The following is a 16,828-nucleotide window of genomic DNA, read 5'->3' as shown; positions in this document are numbered from 1 at the left end:
AGGCAAGTCTGTATAAAGGTCTTCTACAGTGATTTCCCCTTTTTTAAAATTCTTCCGCACTTCTCCTTGATGGACAAAAGCTATATCAACCCCCAAGGCTTCCCGCTCAGATTCTGCAATCATTTTCGCTAATGGGGATTCACCGTTTGCATCTTGATTTCGTGAGATTTCTTCAGGCATTTCTCCTATTATCCGATTAAAATGGCTCCCCAATTTTTTTCTATATTTATTCAGAAGAGCAACCGTTTCTTTATCTGGTTTTATATGTTGATGTGAAGTGACAATAATCTTTGCTTGTTTCTTAACAATAAATTTAGTATGTGGGTCAATTTCAAGATTTACTTGAGAAAAGGCTTTCCCATTGGAATAAGCTTGAACGATCAGTTTACCGGCTACAACGGTATTGGCATATTCATGGCTGTGACCGGCAAAAATGACATCGACCTCATCATCGATTTTTGGAGCCATCTCCACTAAAGCTCCACTGGAATTTGCTCCTGACTGATCTGATTTGGCTGAATCATGTGCAAGTACAACAATTACTTTGATCCCTTTTTCCTTTAAAAGCTTAACGGTTCGGTTAATAGCTGAAACTTCATCCGTAATTTCAACTTCTTTTCGATTTTCAGGTGCCACATACAGGTTAGTCTCTTTTGTGACGACACCGATAAATCCAATATTAATGCCGTCAATTTGTTTAATAACATACGGTGGCAACAAGGGAGTACCCGACTTTGTATCGATGATATTTGCAGAGCTGTAAGAAGTAGCGGCACCTTGAAAATAACCTGTTTTTTTATTGAATCCTCCATGAATAAGACGTTTCATTTCATTTACGCCTTGGTCGAATTCATGATTTCCAGGTGTCCCGGCATCAAAGTGCAGGAGGTTTAAAAATTCAATCGTGGGTTCGTCATTAAATTGAGAAGAGATTGGAGGACTTCCTCCTACCATATCACCAGAATGAACAAGCAGTGTATTTGGGTTTTCTTGTATAAATATTTTTAAATAGGCAGCCAGGTATTCAGCCCCCCCTGCCATGGTTCCTGAAACCATTTGATATTTGTTTAGTTGGCCGTGAAAATCATTAACGCCTAACAATTGTACTTGAATGTGTTGGCGGTTGGATGTGGAATGTTGGGATGAGTGTGCTGTGATTTTATAAGTTACGAAAATGATGATAAATACCAAGATGAACAAAGAAGTTATGGCCTGAAATTTTGACAACTTCCGATCCCTCCCTCTGGATGTAAATTAAGAATAACTCTGGAATTTTATATCCGTATAAAGGGACCGTGATTTTTTGTTATTTTTTATATAATGATTGTTAAATTAACCCGGCACATGCATATATTTTTAAAAATATTCATACGGCTTAACATGAATTAAGAGTTTGACTGGATTATTTAAAGCTCCAATTTTTCCTCCATGGTATTGAATTCCGCAGCAGAAGTTCAACAAAAAGAGTGTAAATCCTTATTGGATCAACACTCACGTTAGTGCAGTACCATTCAACGCCACTTTTATAGGTTTGCCTTCATTAAAAAGGAAATTTTTTGCTCATCTGTATTTTGGATCTTTTCCAGTTGATTGATAACCCGCTCTCGCCGAAGTGATGAATGGTTTTGACTTAACTTTGCTTTCCCCTCTATCTTGTTGATTCTTATTTTGAAGCCTTGAATCCCTTTGTTCATCCCAGCGAGATAGTCAGCATCTAAATCTTGCAAATTGTATGAACTATCAGGGGCTTCATACTTCAATACCATGTCTTCCAGGGTATCGGTTAACTCCTGTTCATCCTCAATAAGTTCGACTTCGCCGTATACATGAACAGTCACGTAATTCCATGTTGGTACCGCTTGGTTCGTCTCATACCAAGAAGAGGAGATATAACAGTGAGGACCATGAAAGACTGCCAAGACTGTTTGGTTTTCAATATCTTTCCATTGAGGGTTCGGACGAGCAAAATGACCATACAAATAGGTTTTCTCCTTATTCAACAGCAGTGGTAAATGTGTAGCAAAAGGCACGCCTTCATGAATTGAACACAATGTTGCAAAACCATTCTCCTGTATTACATCGCAGGCTGCTGCTAATTCTTTTATTTCAAATTGCTTAGGGATATACATAAAAAAATCTCCTTTCATCCGTCAATATTATTCCATTCATAGCGGCTTTTACTGAGGTCCATCCTCATTTCTACTTGAGAACCTCATCTGTAAAATATGGTAATATACAAACTGACATATAAAAAGGTACAATTCTAAATAAATATACATGTCAAAGGAGATCGTAAATGATAAATGCCATTTTTGCTTTTAAGGGGGATTCTCCCAGATACAAACAAATTTACGAGCAGTTTAAGTTATATATTGAACGGGGGGACATACTTGCCGATGAACAATTGCCCTCCATCCGTCAACTGGCAGATTCCCTTCAAGTAAGTCGAAATACGACATTAATGGCTTATGATCAACTTGTAGCTGAAGGCTATATTCGTGGAGAAGGGAGAAAAGGTTATTTTGTAAATGAATTAGAGCCACTTTTATCCCAAGAAGAGTTAATTCCTCATAATAAAACGCAAAGAGAGCCAGTGACACCTACCCTCATTGATTTCCGGGCGGGTGCCGTAGATCAAGCACATTTCCCTCTGAAAACTTGGAGGAGGATTGCCAATCAAGTATTAACGTTACAGGAGAGTTTTCAATATGGGGAACCCTTTGGTGAGGTGTGCCTACGTGAACAAATTGCCACATACTTACTCCAATCCCGTGGGGTGAAAACAGATGCAAATGCCATTATTATCGGCAGCAGTACCCAACAAATGCTTATCAATCTTGGTCATATACTGAAGGATGATTTTCCAAGCATTATAGTAGAAGACCCTGGATATGATGGCGCAAGGGAAGCTTTTCAATTCCATTGTTTTACGATTGAAACTTTACCAGTTTATGAGGCCGGTGCTGATTTTTCACAATTGGAACAAATCAAATCACGATTAATCTATGTAACACCTTCCCATCACAGTCCATATGGGGTAAGCCTGTCCATTCAACAACGGCAAACGCTTATTCATTGGGCTAACAAGATGCAAGGGTATATGATCGAAGACGATTATGATAGTGAATTTCGTTATACACAACAACCATTTCCAGCTCTCGCTTCCATTGATTCTGCAAGAGTCATTTATTTAGGGAATTTCTCAAAGTCCTTTCTTCCGGGAATTCGTTTAAGTTATATGGTGTTGCCAGAGCCGCTTTTAAACCGTTATAAAAATCAATTTCTTCATTTCGAGAGTACCACTTCACTTCTAAGCCAGCTCGCAATGGCTAAATTTATGGAAGAGGGAGAATGGAATCGCCATATTAAACGTATGCGTCTTGTTTATAAACGAAAAATGCAGCACTTGGTATCAATTTTAAAAAAGCAATTCGATCAACATATATCCATTATGGGTGAGCAGTCAGGTTTGTATGTATTAATCAAAGTACACCTGGAACGTTCAGAAGAATGGCTAATAGAGCGCGCTTCCTTTCATGGTGTTAAAGTGTATCCCACCTCACTCTACTTCATTAAAAATAATACCGATAAACCGATTATCAAACTTGGTTTCAGTAATCTTTCTTGTGAGGAAATCGAGCTTGGCGTAAAGCTCCTAAAAAAGGCTTGGTTATAAAAAACACCCCGTAATTATAGCCAATGAACTAATAATTGCGGGGCAAAACATGGACTTTTAAAACACAGGTCCTCATTCCACTGACATGCCCCGTTAGCTCCATAAGAAAAGAGCTGATCATCACAGCTCTATTGAACCAACGCCCCCTGCACTTTATATACAATCCTTTACAAACTGAAGAGAAGCTGCCAATATGACAGCTCCGTTCTGTTCTTTAATTCTTACATTTGAGGGGGAATAAAAGTGGGCTTATACCTTTATTTCACTTTTACATAATAGTTCACCCTTCCAAAACAAGTTATAGAAGTGCTTTGGTCATAATAAGGTCCATTTGTTCTTCATCACCCATATAAAATGAGTGGGCTCCGGATTGAACAAAGCCAATTTGCTTATAAAAAGCAATAGCATTTTCGTTTTTTTCCCATACGCCGAGCCAGATTTTCTTTTTATCACTTTCCATCGCAATTTCCATAGCTTTATTTAGCAGATATTTACCAAGCCCATGTTTTTGATATTTTTTCTTTATATAAATCCTCTCGATTTCAAGTGATTCATCACCCATTTGTTCAGTCTGAGCATCATTGGTATTGACCTTTAAATATCCAGCGACTTCATTATTAAAATAAACAAAAAAGAATTGCGAAGAACTATTCGATAATTCTTTTTCTAATTGTATTAAGTCAAATGCCTTTTCCAAATAGGCATTCATATTTTCGGCTGAATTCTGATGCTTAAATGTCTCATTGAATGTTTCATAACTAATTTCTTGAAGTTCGCGTGAATCTTCAAGGGTACACTTTTTTATATTTTTAGTCATTTAAATATGTCGCTCCTTCATATAATCAATAATTTCTCTTGTTTCCCTCTTTAACAAACTCCCATTCTTTATCTCTATTTTTTAAATCTAATGCCCTTGCTATCATTCCAATTTCACGAAGAATTTCCTTCATAATTAACTCCACAGCTTAAAATTTTGTTGTAAATGCAATAAAAATAACATATATTAAATGTAACCTTACTTTGTTGCGTTTGCAACAAAAAAATCATGTAAAGGGGTCGAGTACAGTGAAATATGTATTTTATGTCTTAGGAATTTTACTATTAACTCTTGGTATCTCTTTCACTATACAATCAGACCTTGGAACTTCACCTTTTGATGCACTTTTGGTAGGACTGTCCATAAATGTGGGGCTTACTGTCGGAAGTTGGGAAATACTAATAGCTTTAATATTAATATGTTGTAATTCATTTTTAAAAAGACAAAGACCAGAAGTTTTGGGGTTGTTAACCGCATTTATAACGGGTATTGGTATTGATATGTGGCTTTATTTATTGCACAATTCGATAACACCTGAACTATGGTACAGCAAAGTTGTTTGTTTTGGAATCGGCTTGGTTGTTATAGGATTAGGAACTGCAACATATTTACACACAAATTTTGCACCGATTCCAGTTGACCGATTAACATTAATCATACAAGAATTAACTAGAACAAATATATTTTTTTCGAGAACATTCATTTACCTCGTATTCTTGCTAATGGCAATTGTCCTAAATGGACCCATTGGCGTTGGAACTTTATTAACCGTTTGTTTAGGGGGGCTAATGCTTAATTACTTTATGCCATTTACTAAAAAAGTATTAGACCGCATATTAACACACTCCAGTCCATCACCAAATTATGAGAAAGATAAAAACCATTCAATATAGAATGCTCTTTATTTAACTTGTTCAACAAACCTTCCTCTATAGTTGCATAAGAAAATGAGCTGCCTTTAAGGCAGCTCCGATCTTCAGCTAACGCACCCGTTAAGCTTATTAAGAATCCTATTTACATTGAAGGTAGATATACTCTCCATTCTTTCCAAGCTTTAAGATAGCCACTTAAGTCATGTGGGTGAACCCTAATACAAACGCCTATACGTGTGTATAATTGAAAAATAACTTCCTCCAAAAGCCTTTCTTTATTAAAGGTGACGTCTTGAGTCAATAATGAGAATGATGACAACAGCGTCTCTAAATTTAAATCGTCTGAAGAAGAGCAAAAAGCATACGAAAAATCATAAATTTTTGGACCGATTAAAGGCATAGGGTCAATAACCCCATTTAATTTGTTGCCCTTATATACAAAATTATGAACACCAGCATCTCCATGAAGGTAATACTTCTCATCTTGATATTCGTATGTTTTCAATTTATTAACCAATAACTCTACTTTTTTATGATCCTCACTTGGTAATAAATCTCCTATTTCCTCTTGGGCGAATTCCAAACTACTTAGATTGTAGTCCGCCCATGAATTTCTATGTATTCCATTTACTCTTCCCCAGTTTTCATTGTTTACTTTTTGGTATTTATTTAATAGTTCCTTAATTAAAATAGTCATCCATTCTATTTTAGAACCTCGATTAAAATGAGTTTCCCCAGAAATATAAGAGTATACTATAAATTCTTTTTTCTCGTCTGTATAAAGTACATTAGGCAACAAATTTACATCTTTATAAGTAAGGAGAAAAGCCTCTGTTGCAGCTATTAGTTTAGGTTTGTCCATTTTAATCACATATTTTGGTACCCCATTAATATGTAGGGTATATAGAATTCCGTTTGTAGTACCACTTTTTAATTTCTTTATGCCTATATCATCATTTTTTATTATGCCTTGGTTTATAAGACCATAAATAATTTCAGTTATTTTCTCCATTTATTTAGCCCTCTCGATGAATTTTGGTAAGTCTTTAAACTATGTAAGTTCGCTCTTCTTATGGAACTTACCCGCCCCGTTAGTGCCATAAGATTTTAAAAGAGGTGCCAGAGCAACTCCCTTTCACCTATTAGGTTAAGAACTACGGTTTTTTATTTAGGCTGTTTTCGTATAGATTGTTGTTTATTTGAACAAAGCCAACCGTTAGCTCTATGTTGACTAACCGCTTCACCAAATGTCCTTTATTAACCTAATCATCATTCTTGGTATAAACATTAAGATGTTCCAAGCCACTTCAAATAAGAGCTCAATTAGGCTTTCTTTAAAAAAGCCGTTCTGCCTTTCTTTTTTTCTTATTTTATTTCTCATCTTCTAACTCCTAATAATTCAATATTTATTTAAATTATGATCCAATTTTCTTTGTGGTAATAAATATATGGTTTGATATAAAACTCCCTCCTTTACTTCATAAATTAATCTTCCAACAAAGTATCAATCTTTGTTTAACTATCCTGCCCCGATAGTTCCATAGGAGAAAGCCGTTGGTTAAAGAACGTTATTTTTTATCTCTAATTCCTTCTAAAATTTCTATTACACGATTGTTTTGTTTTTCTATATTTTTTAATCTTTTTTCAATAATATTTGAAGAAAAAAATACAATAAGTATAAGAGCTATCCCAACCAATATATCCATATTTATCCTCCAGAGTTCATTTTATGTTTAAGAGCACAACTCAATTAACCTATATTTTCCAGATCGATTATACAACTAACCTGCCCCGTTAGTCTCATAAGAAAAAGAAGCCTTAATGACAGCTCCGATCATAAGCTAACGCACCCGTTATTTCATTAAGCGATAAATATCTTTAATAGCCCATATTATAATCAAGCCCCAAATCAATACTATTATAGAGCCCACTATCCAATTCTTCGGCTTTCCGTTTTTCATCATTTCCTCTGCCTTAACTTCACAGTCGGTTAATACATTCTTTCGTATCAGCTTTAATGCAATCATTATCCCTATCGGAACGAGAATTACATCGTCTAAGTATCCAAGAATTGGTATAAAATCAGGTATTAGGTCAATCGGACTGAAAGCATAAGCTACAACACAAGCCGTAAATACTTTTGCATACCAAGGCACCCTTGGATCTTTACAAGCAAAGTAAAGGATAAAAATCTGTCGTTTTAGATTCCTCGCCCAGGTTTTAATTTTTTTGAACATTTTATCTCCTAATAATCGTTAAGATTTTATTTTCATTATAATAAAAATAAAAATTACTAAAGATTGTTATTTCACTAGCCTGCCCCGTTAGCAGCATAAAGAAAGAGCTGCCTTAAAGACAGCTCCGATCTTCAGCTAAACCACTCGTTCGTTCATTAAGAAAATCAATTCTTAGTAAAGAATCGCACCCGATTGTTGAAGAAAATCTTTTGTACACTATACTCGTAGTGAGCTATTTTACTTGTACTAGAATTGCGTCCTTTTCATATAACTAAAACTTTCCTAAGCAACGGGATAACTGCGTAAAAATGAAAATGAGTGTACCATCTTTTTTGCAAAATTTAATGGAGGCTCAATAGATTGAATGTGAACATACATAATTAAAGGTTCAGTAAATAACCAGTGATTATGTAGGGCACTCACAATCAATCCCTGTTGGACAATTGAATAAATAAAACTAGGAATCTCTTCTTGTAAAACAGCGATTTCAGCCAAATTTAATGCATTGCCACTTTGATCCAATGATTCAAATAAGACTCCTGCCGGCACAACAGAACTGCTTTGGCGCCCTTGAACTATCACCTTAAAATCGCGGTGTAATGATACAGAACAACTACCTTGATTTACGTTACTTTTTCCTTTTAGGAGAGTAGCAAATTGTTCACAAATTGAATCAAAGTTATTCATCTAACTGGCCTCCCTTTACTAATAAAATTATGTTGTTTGACACTGTATTATGTTTAAAGAAATCCCCTTTCCCGTACAATCTATCAGTTTCCATATGAAAACACCGACCCAGAAACTGAAATAATCAAAGATATTCTTCCTAAACTGATAAGCCATAACCAAACAAAGCAAATCCTTTTCTATTTTTCAAACGATCCGAACGACGACCAGAGAAAAATTTGCCAAGGTTTCTGATAAAGCATCTACAATCCCAATAATTAAAGGGCCAGACGAAGCAAGAATGATTGGGATTAAAGGAGTCACCATATAGGTGCCAATATCTGTAAAAAAACAACGAAGCTTAATATCCAAATGTTGCTGTTTTTCAATTCGAAACCGCCCCTTAAATATAAATTGCTGATGATCAGCTCCCGGTAATGAACTAATCACCCTTTCGTTCAAGTGAACCACTTCACAATAATGAACGAGAAGCATTGAAATCTGTACGTTTGAAATATTTAAGCTTATTCATTGTTCTCCTCTTCCTTGTTTTTTCCACATCCCTGCTTCGAGTGTTACTGAACAATCGCCTTAATCATACCTTCGTTTTTAACAAACTTTATTTATTGCAGCATCTTTATTGTCATTAATATTATCAGGTCTTTTGGATCGGCCACCATCTTCCTATTTAAAAAGAATTTAGTAAAAAATGTAGGTTGATTGCATTATTTAAATTGGAAAGTATTGTCAAACATTTTATTTTGTAGTAACCTATCAGCGATTTAAATCGCACCGAGCTAATAGCGCACTAGTCCATGGGTAATAAACAGCTGTTACTTTTCAATAAGGGAGGAATTGTAATGTCCCGGTTACACAAGCGTTGTTTTACAATTGTCCTTGTCATGCTTTTGACCCTTGGCATCTATGCACCTGTACAGACACAAGCAACTTCAGCAGGTGGAGGGTACTGGGTCCCAGACGACAAGATCAAGCAGGCAACCGAACTGATGAAGCAAGGCAAATCCCTCGGGGAGCTTGAAATCAAACAAGATCAAGTCCAGCAAAAGGAAGGCATTCAGACATTGGATGAATTGATGGAGGTCGACCAGCAAAGTAAAGCGACATACAGAGCGAACTTGGCACCTCCGATCAAGACCGCGGTCGGATGGGTGCCCCCGGAATTTGACTATGATCATATCCTGACTGTAGATGAATGCCGTAGAAGTCCTGACAGCAGTTCAGAAACAGGGTATATCAAGAACCGTTATTCCTTCTGTTGGTCACATGTGGCAACATATCAAGTCCCTGTAAAATGCATCGCTGGGATCTGTATAAACGCAGGGGTTCAATTTCAATTCACGGAAATAGGTTATGGTTCCAACCAAAGCCGGAACATGAGAATCTATTATACACTTGACGATATCATCGTGACCGATCCAGCTTTAAATGGAGCCAAGTTGAAAATCGATATGGTATGTGAATCGAAATTGAACGCAGGTGACTGTAAAGAGGATCCCGGCTATCCACCGACGGAACGTACGATCGCCCACTGGAAAAACACGAACTTCGATACAGAAATCTTCACCTCAGAAGCACCTCCAGCAACTGATTCAAATCCTGACCAGTTGGGATACATGGAATTTTGGCCGAAACTCACCCTTACCCATTCAGCAAGGAAATACAAAAAAAGCATAGATGGCATTAAACAGACCGTCCGTTTTGACTCTGCAAAATACATGTTCGCTTTCCCAAATCAATATTTCCAGCAAGGAGCCGTATTCAGCAAAGCCACACCGGTCTTCAATGTCCCGATCACGAAGCCGGAATTCAAAATGCTAACTGAAGCCGGCCAGCATTGGAAGGACGCTATGGACCACCCAGAACAGACAAAGCCTCAAATGGTTGGAAAGAACATACCGGGAGCCGTAGGAGAAAGCACTCTGACACGGATGTATACAAAACGTCATCAAGATGAATACAACCGTAATAGGAACAAGACAAGAAGGATTTGTGACCGGGAGTTCGGAGATGAGGATCGGACAGGAAAGCAGTGTGACGAATATCCTTTCGCTTCCACCTGGGAAGGTTCATCGACGAACGGATCGGATAATTTTTCTGTAAGAATGATTTCCGCTGATTCGAACGGTGCTGCAGGGACATGGCTTGGTGCCTGGTACGCCTATGACCGGATTCTGGATGGGGATGCTTTTAATGTGGAGGTCGAAGCTCCTGAGAAAATCGCGACGATCCGATCGGAAGGTCAGCCTCAGGACGGCCAGGATAACCGATCAAGTGATAACTTCACGATCGGGAACATCCCTACTTACGCGACCAAGTTACAATGGAAAATCGTCGACGGTCCTAAAGATGCAAAATTCGATGTCATGAAAGACATCAGCTTCGGTATCGACGAAACGATTTTCTATGATCTTACAGACGGGTCCGAGTCAGAAATCAAAACGAGTGAAGATTTCTATATCGCCAGACCGGAAAACACCGATGGAGAAAGCTTCACTGTCGAAGTCTATGCAATCCCTTAATAATGGAAGATTAGTTGAATAAAAGACGAAGGCTAGTCAATAGAGCTTGGAGACTGCAATCTAAGCTCTTTTGACTAGCTATTTATAGTGACTACTACCATCATATCCCCGATAAGTAATAAGCAAATAATGCATGTTTCACAGATGACATTCCAATTAATTCCCAAAAGTCTTTTTCATGTTTAAGTGTCCTATTATTCTCAACACGCATTTTTGCATTTTCAAGCGAGTTGAAAACACTCCTTAATTTATGTCTGCATTAATTCTCTTCTATATTTAAATCTCCTTAATTCTTGTTTCACTAATCTGTTACGTTGTTTTTTCACAGCTGCCACTTTTATCCCCCTCCAATGACAACTTTATTTCTTGTTTTTTTCCTCCTTTGTATCCTTTAAAGAAAAAGAAGGATGTATTACAATATACCAATAGTTATAAAATGGTATTTCAGTTAATGATTACATATCACTAATAGGGGGCTAAGTAGGGGAATTTTCTGCATTTCATAGTGATTATCATTGAATCGTAATCATGGTAGTAACAACAATTTGCTTGTCGTAAAAAAAGAACCTTATTGCCTATTAAATAAGGCCGCCCAAAAGGAGAAACTTAAAATTTATATTGAAATCAATTTATCAGGTCATAATACAATCTTATGTATTTAGTCCGTTATCAATTTTTTGAAAATTATTTCTTTTTTTAATAGTAAAATTCAGTTCTTTCATGGAGGTTTTAATTTGGCTACTAGAGTACCATCTTCATTTATATTAGTAATTGGTTTAATGTTATTTGCTCTATTTTTTGGGGCAGGAAATTTAATTTTCCCGCCAATGCTTGGTCAATCAGCAGGAATGAATGTCTGGCCAGCAAATGCAGGGTTTTTATTAACAGGAGTTGGCTTACCGTTACTTGGTGTGTTAGCACTTGGTTTTTCGGGGAAAGATGATTTACAGTCGTTAGCAAGCCGGGTCCATCCTGTATTTGGTATTGTATTCACGACCGTTCTTTATTTAGCCATTGGACCTTTATTTGCTTTGCCTAGATCAGGAAACGTTTCTTTTGAAATCGGTGTAAAACCTTTTTTGTCAGACAATCCAGGCTCTGCCCCTTTACTTATTTTCACAATCATCTTTTTTAGCATTACGTGCCTTTTTTCGATCAATCCCGCGAAAGTTGTCGGAATTGTCGGGAAAATATTAACACCAATCAAGATAACGTTCATTGGAATCCTGGTAGTGGTTGCTTTTAAACATCCAATCGGAGATTTTCAAGCACCTGTTAAGAATTATTCAGTTCAACCATTTTTTAATGGGTTTAGAGAAGGTTATTTAACAATGGATACGCTTGCCTCTTTTGTTTTTGGCATCATCATCATTAATGCCATTAAAGAAAAAGGTGCTAAAACAAAAAAACAAATTATGGTGGTTTGTGCAAAAGCAACTGGAATTGCTGCCTTTCTCCTGGCAACCATGTATTCAGCTCTTTCTTATATGGGTGCTTCAAGTGTAGAAAAGCTTGGGCACCTGGAAAATGGAGGCACCATCTTGGCAAAAGTCTCGGATTATTATTTTGGAGCTTATGGAGGGATATTATTAGGATTAATGATTACAGTAGCTTGTTTAACAACAAGCGTAGGGCTTGTTACATCCTGTTCTTCATTCTTCCATAAACTATTTCCAAAGGTACCTTACAAAACAATTGCTATTAGTTTATCTATTTTTAGTGCCATAGTTGCCAATATTGGGCTAACCCAGTTAATTGCTGTTTCCATTCCTCTCTTAACAGCTATTTATCCATTAGCCATTGTATTAATATTCTTGACATTTTTCCATTCTTTATTTAAAGGGAAGGCTGAAGTGTATCAAGGAAGCTTACTTCTAACATTTATAGTCAGTTTATTTGATGGATTAAATCGAGCTGGCATACACTTTTCTTCCATTAATAATTTTTTTAATGAAATTCTTCCTATGTATGATGTCGGACTGGGGTGGATCATTCCAGCGATTGTTGGAGGATTTATAGGGTTTAGCAGTAGCATACTACGAGGAAAGTTCGGTCTTAATCCCCCAACCAGTAGCTAAATAAAATAAGGTCAACCAGTGATTTTCTACTGGTTGACCATTTAAAATTGTATATTGAAGCCAGGAACTCCCTGTTTCCACGTATAAGGAAAGACATCACCATAACAATCGTTTTGGGAATGAATCTACTAAAAAAGGCTGCTTAACGTTCTATTTATTTTTGACTTTAAGGGCCTTTATTACCTCTTTTGTGGCCTCAGCAATAAGGTCGTCGTTGTAATCGGCATCTTTTTTATCACGACTTGAAAGTACAGCAAGAACAATTGGGTCTCCTTTCGATGGCCAAATGATCGATATGTCATTTCGCGTACCGTATGATCCTGCTCCAGTCTTATCAGCCACTACCCAACCTTTCGGCACTCCAGCACGAATTAACGCATCCCCAGTAGTATTTCTCTTCATCCAATCTATTAAAAGTTCACGTTTCTCAGTTGGAAGTGCATCTCCCAATGTAAAAGCCTGAAGACTAGTGGCTAGTGCTCTTGGTGTACTTGTATCATGCGTTTCACCAGGATTAACTTCATTTAAATCTGGCTCAAGTCGCTCAGGGTTGGTGACTTTATCCCCGATTTCCTCCAGTGCCTTTTTAAATCCAGCCGGGCCGCCCAGTTGTTTAAGGATAAGGTTTCCAGCAGTATTGTCACTGTATCGAAGAGAAGCATCAGAAAGCTCCTTAAGAGTCATCCCCGTATCGACATGCTTTTCTGTGATCGGATTATAATTAACAAGATCCTCACCTGTATAGGTAATTCTTTGATTAAGTTCTTCTATTGATTTCTGTTGTAAAAGTGCTCCTACAGCTAGAGCCTTATGAGTGGATGCATAAGCAAAACGCTCTTCAGGATGATAGGTCACTGTTTGGTTTGTGCCAGTATCCAACGCAAAGACACCAAGTTTAGCATCAAATTTTTCTTCAAGCTTAGCAAAAGCATGGTTATCGGCAGTTTCTTGTTTTTTAGGTTTAGTTAATTCCGTATTAACGTTATCGTTTGAACAACCTACAAGTGTTGCACATGAAAGAAATAGAACAGGCATAATTTTTCTGAATGCGGAAGTACTAAAAATGTTGCTCAATGATTTCATAAGATTCAACCTCTTTCTAAAATATATTTATTATGTATTCTCCTGGGATAGCAGCCGGATCTTTAACTCTTTGTTCATGGTGATGCAGACCTCCTGATTATTTGATTAGACTCTTATGCACGAATTGAAAAAAACAAGGGGTTTTAACGGATTACATTTGTAGTCTTATTACATCTGTAGTACAGTATTACATATGTAATCAAATAAAGTCAATTCTTTATTTTTTCACCCTAAAGCCACTATAAATATGCTATATACCTGTTTTTAAAATTTAAAAGTCAAGAGAGTTGGTATTGAAGGACATGTATTTAACCCATTTTATAATAGGTCTATTGGTGTCTTCATTTTCCGTTGCTGTTATTTTGCTTATACGAAAATGGTTTGGAAGACGATTAACAGCAAAATGGTACTATCATTTGTGGATGTTTCTTTTTATGGCTTTAGCACTTCCATTCATACCCACTGATTTATATAACTTTAGTACCCTCTTTAGCAGTGGGGATACATATCAGACTAATGCACCCAGCTCTAATATGAAAATGACTGGAACTGATATGATACAAGGCCTGCACCTAATCCAAGACTTTTCTGTATCGGTCAATCGGCCGGACCTGTCCTTACTTAATATTGGAGTGGTGGGTTTATGGATGTCAGGGATGCTTTTATTTACCTTTACTATGGTTCGTGGATGGCTAACACTTAGAAGGATAAAGAATTATTCTTCTCCGTTTTCCAACCAAGAAGCTCTCGTGCTTTTCGAAGAATGCAAAAAAAGACTACAGATTAAAAAATCAATAAAGATTGTCATTTCTAAAAGAGTCCAATCCCCAATGATATTCGGACTTTTTCAAACATATATCGTCTTACCTTCCCAGCATGAAAACTGGCTTAGCTTGAAAAATTACGAGTATATCTTTCTTCATGAACTAAGTCACTATAAAAACAAGGATCTGCTGACAAATTACGTGATGTTGTTCTATCAAATCATTTATTGGTTTAATCCCCTTGTCTGGCTCGCTTTTAGAGAAATGAGATTGGATCGGGAAATCGCATGTGATGCATCAGTTTTACAGTTACTAGATGATCATTCATTTAGTGAATATGGAAATACAATCATTAATTTTTTGGATCTTTCAAAACGGTCAAGTAAACTACAAATGGTGACACATTTAAATGGTTCGAAGCTTCAAATCAAAAAACGAATTGAACGAATTTCTGCCTATGAACATTCCACAAAAAAATCAATAAGAAAAAGTGTCTTTATTTATGTGTTGGCCAGTATCATTTTGACAATCCAATTACCTTTCGTTTCCGCATTTGCGACGGAAAACGACCGATACTATTTTAATAATGATGGAGTGGTTTCTGAGGATTTACATCAATTCTTTAAAGGGTATGAAGGAAGCTTTGTTTTATATGATCATGCCGCACAGCAATATCGCATTTATAATGAAGAGAAAAGTACATTGCGGGTTTCACCTGATTCCACATATAAAATCTATAGTGCCTTATTTGCACTAGAATCAAATGTGATATCTCCCGAAGAATCCACCCTTTCATGGGATGGGACGGAGCAACCCTATGACGCTTGGAATATGGATCACGATGTCTCATCTGCTCTACAAAATTCTGTAAACTGGTATTTCCAAGCATTAGATCGCAGAACAGGATTCGAAACAATACAATCCAATCTACAAGCGATAAACTATGGAAATTCCGATGTATCTGGGGGATTGGGTGAATTCTGGCTCGAATCCTCATTGAAAATCTCTCCAGTCGAGCAGGTCCAACTGCTGCAAGCCTTTTATTACAATCAATTAGGATATAAGGAATTGCATAGCCAAGCTGTGAAGGAAGCCCTACTCTTAGAAAAGAATGAGGAGGCTCGCCTATCAGGGAAAACAGGTACAGGAACAGTGAATGGAAAAAACATCAATGGTTGGTTTATCGGGTATGTAGAGACGAAGAACAATACTTATTTCTTTGCTACCAATATACAAAATGAAGATGATTCATCTGGAAGCAAGGCGGGAGAAATCACTTTATCAATTTTAAAAGATTTAGGAATCTATCAAGAAAATGGTGGGGAGAAAAATGGAGAAAAACATTCCTAGCATATCAGAATCAGAATGGGAAATCATGAACGTGCTTTGGGATAAAGCCCCTCAAACAGCAAATGACATCATCGTTTCCTTACAGGAGAGCAGCCAGTGGAAGCCGAAAACTATACGCACTCTTCTCGATCGATTAGTTCAAAAAGATGTAGTAGGTGTCAATAAAAATCTAAGAGTTTACACCTTTTACCCGCTCTATACACAGGAAGAGTGCCGGCGTGCCGAGACCGAATCATTCATCAACCGTATCTATGGAGGTACCTTGAAATCCATGCTTGTCCAATTCATTCAGGAAGATACCCTATCTGATGATGATATCAATGAACTACGCTTTATTTTAAATAAGAAACCTAAAAAGTAATACTATAAAAAAAGCGATTTGGAATTTTTCCAAATCGCTTTTTTCGGTCGAAATCGAAAGAGCTGAGGACATATTTCTCATGTAATTATCGCTTTCTTCTCTGTAAATACTACGCCCGTTAGACATAAACTAAAAAACAAGTGCAGAGCTACATACGAAAGGAGCCATTAACGATGAAGGATGTATTTATTCAACTAACCTGCCCCGTTAGTGCCATATGACTTATTGAAGAGTTGAAACAGACTATGACGCAAATGAGAGGGTATGAAATTTAATTATAGGAGTTCGATCTGTTTTGTTTCTTATGTTGGGATAAACGATAAAGGCCACTAATGAGGTAGTACAGAAAGAAGTAACCAAAAAGAATAATGGTAGGTACTATAT

General features: G+C 36.9%; 15 protein-coding genes and 1 pseudogene. 6 read left to right on the top strand and 10 right to left on the bottom strand.

The window, feature by feature from the left end:
* On the bottom strand, positions 1 to 1,227 hold a 1,227-nt coding region (locus ACFVSH_RS15535; RefSeq protein ID WP_387706731.1), incomplete at its 3' end, for a bifunctional metallophosphatase/5'-nucleotidase.
* A gap of 296 nt (positions 1,228 to 1,523) precedes the next feature.
* On the bottom strand, positions 1,524 to 2,129 hold the full coding sequence (locus tag ACFVSH_RS15530; protein WP_387706729.1) for an FMN-binding negative transcriptional regulator: 606 nt from the start codon (positions 2,127 to 2,129) through the stop codon (positions 1,524 to 1,526).
* Positions 2,130 to 2,296: 167 nt separating this feature from the next.
* Between ACFVSH_RS15530 and pdxR the strand changes: the two genes are divergently transcribed.
* A complete protein-coding gene (gene pdxR, locus ACFVSH_RS15525) occupies positions 2,297 to 3,676 on the top strand; it encodes a MocR-like pyridoxine biosynthesis transcription factor PdxR (RefSeq protein ID WP_387602681.1) in 1,380 nt (459 codons plus the stop codon).
* Positions 3,677 to 3,974: 298 nt separating this feature from the next.
* Here pdxR and paiA read toward each other — a convergent pair whose 3' ends face one another.
* Both paiA and ACFVSH_RS15515 read right to left on the bottom strand, forming a co-directional pair.
* Positions 3,975 to 4,493: a spermidine/spermine N(1)-acetyltransferase gene (gene paiA / locus ACFVSH_RS15520; protein ID WP_387602684.1), complete on the bottom strand. Its 519-nt coding sequence runs from the start codon at positions 4,491 to 4,493 to the stop codon at positions 3,975 to 3,977.
* Between the two features lie 49 nt (positions 4,494 to 4,542).
* Positions 4,543 to 4,626, bottom strand: a pseudogene (locus tag ACFVSH_RS15515) (MarR family transcriptional regulator); the annotation flags it as partial.
* Between the two features lie 115 nt (positions 4,627 to 4,741).
* On the opposite strand from ACFVSH_RS15515, the gene ACFVSH_RS15510 reads away from it, so the two are divergent.
* On the top strand, positions 4,742 to 5,386 hold the full coding sequence (locus tag ACFVSH_RS15510) for a YczE/YyaS/YitT family protein (RefSeq protein ID WP_387706727.1): 645 nt from the start codon (positions 4,742 to 4,744) through the stop codon (positions 5,384 to 5,386).
* 121 nt (positions 5,387 to 5,507) lie between these two features.
* On the opposite strand, the gene ACFVSH_RS15505 is transcribed toward ACFVSH_RS15510, so the two are convergent.
* The 5 genes from ACFVSH_RS15505 to ACFVSH_RS15485 all read right to left on the bottom strand — a co-directional run bounded on the left by ACFVSH_RS15505 (position 5,508) and on the right by ACFVSH_RS15485 (position 8,730).
* On the bottom strand, positions 5,508 to 6,377 hold the full coding sequence (locus ACFVSH_RS15505; RefSeq protein ID WP_387706725.1) for a hypothetical protein: 870 nt from the start codon (positions 6,375 to 6,377) through the stop codon (positions 5,508 to 5,510).
* A 556-nt stretch (positions 6,378 to 6,933) separates the two neighbouring features.
* Positions 6,934 to 7,071 carry a hypothetical protein gene (locus ACFVSH_RS15500; RefSeq protein ID WP_387706723.1) on the bottom strand — a complete coding sequence of 46 codons (138 nt, stop codon included), beginning with the start codon at positions 7,069 to 7,071 and terminating at the stop codon, positions 6,934 to 6,936.
* Between the two features lie 147 nt (positions 7,072 to 7,218).
* Positions 7,219 to 7,602, bottom strand: coding sequence for a YkvA family protein (locus ACFVSH_RS15495; protein WP_387706721.1), 384 nt, complete (start codon positions 7,600 to 7,602; stop codon positions 7,219 to 7,221).
* A gap of 282 nt (positions 7,603 to 7,884) precedes the next feature.
* Positions 7,885 to 8,289, bottom strand: a complete 405-nt coding sequence (locus tag ACFVSH_RS15490; RefSeq protein ID WP_260285096.1) for a DUF1259 domain-containing protein — start codon at positions 8,287 to 8,289, stop codon at positions 7,885 to 7,887.
* A gap of 186 nt (positions 8,290 to 8,475) precedes the next feature.
* Positions 8,476 to 8,730: a hypothetical protein gene (locus ACFVSH_RS15485; protein WP_387706719.1), complete on the bottom strand. Its 255-nt coding sequence runs from the start codon at positions 8,728 to 8,730 to the stop codon at positions 8,476 to 8,478.
* 398 nt (positions 8,731 to 9,128) lie between these two features.
* On the opposite strand from ACFVSH_RS15485, the gene ACFVSH_RS15480 reads away from it, so the two are divergent.
* Complete coding sequence (locus ACFVSH_RS15480; protein WP_387706717.1) at positions 9,129 to 10,808, top strand: NucA/NucB deoxyribonuclease domain-containing protein; 1,680 nt, start codon at positions 9,129 to 9,131, stop codon at positions 10,806 to 10,808.
* 734 nt (positions 10,809 to 11,542) lie between these two features.
* Positions 11,543 to 12,886: a branched-chain amino acid transport system II carrier protein gene (gene brnQ / locus ACFVSH_RS15475; RefSeq protein ID WP_387602701.1), complete on the top strand. Its 1,344-nt coding sequence runs from the start codon at positions 11,543 to 11,545 to the stop codon at positions 12,884 to 12,886.
* 150 nt (positions 12,887 to 13,036) lie between these two features.
* On the opposite strand, the gene bla is transcribed toward brnQ, so the two are convergent.
* Positions 13,037 to 13,969 (bottom strand): class A beta-lactamase, encoded by a 933-nt coding sequence (gene bla / locus ACFVSH_RS15470; RefSeq protein ID WP_387602703.1) that lies wholly within the window; start codon positions 13,967 to 13,969, stop codon positions 13,037 to 13,039.
* Positions 13,970 to 14,271: 302 nt separating this feature from the next.
* Here bla and ACFVSH_RS15465 point away from each other — a divergent pair, with 302 nt between their 5' ends.
* Both ACFVSH_RS15465 and blaI read left to right on the top strand, forming a co-directional pair.
* The gene (locus ACFVSH_RS15465) at positions 14,272 to 16,083 is read left to right on the top strand and encodes a BlaR1 family beta-lactam sensor/signal transducer (protein WP_387706733.1); all 1,812 of its coding nucleotides are present in this window, start codon (positions 14,272 to 14,274) and stop codon (positions 16,081 to 16,083) included.
* Positions 16,064 to 16,444, top strand: coding sequence for a penicillinase repressor BlaI (gene blaI / locus ACFVSH_RS15460; RefSeq protein ID WP_260285099.1), 381 nt, complete (start codon positions 16,064 to 16,066; stop codon positions 16,442 to 16,444). Before ACFVSH_RS15465 ends, blaI begins: the two co-directional genes overlap by 20 nt.
* Positions 16,445 to 16,828: the final 384 nt, after the last annotated feature.

It is taken from the genome of Peribacillus sp. NPDC058002, from assembly GCF_042886655.1.
Taxonomy (GTDB): Bacteria; Bacillota; Bacilli; order Bacillales; family DSM-1321; genus Peribacillus; species Peribacillus aracenensis.
Note: the sequence above shows the minus strand (reverse complement) of the source record. Positions and strands in the feature narration are given on the sequence as shown.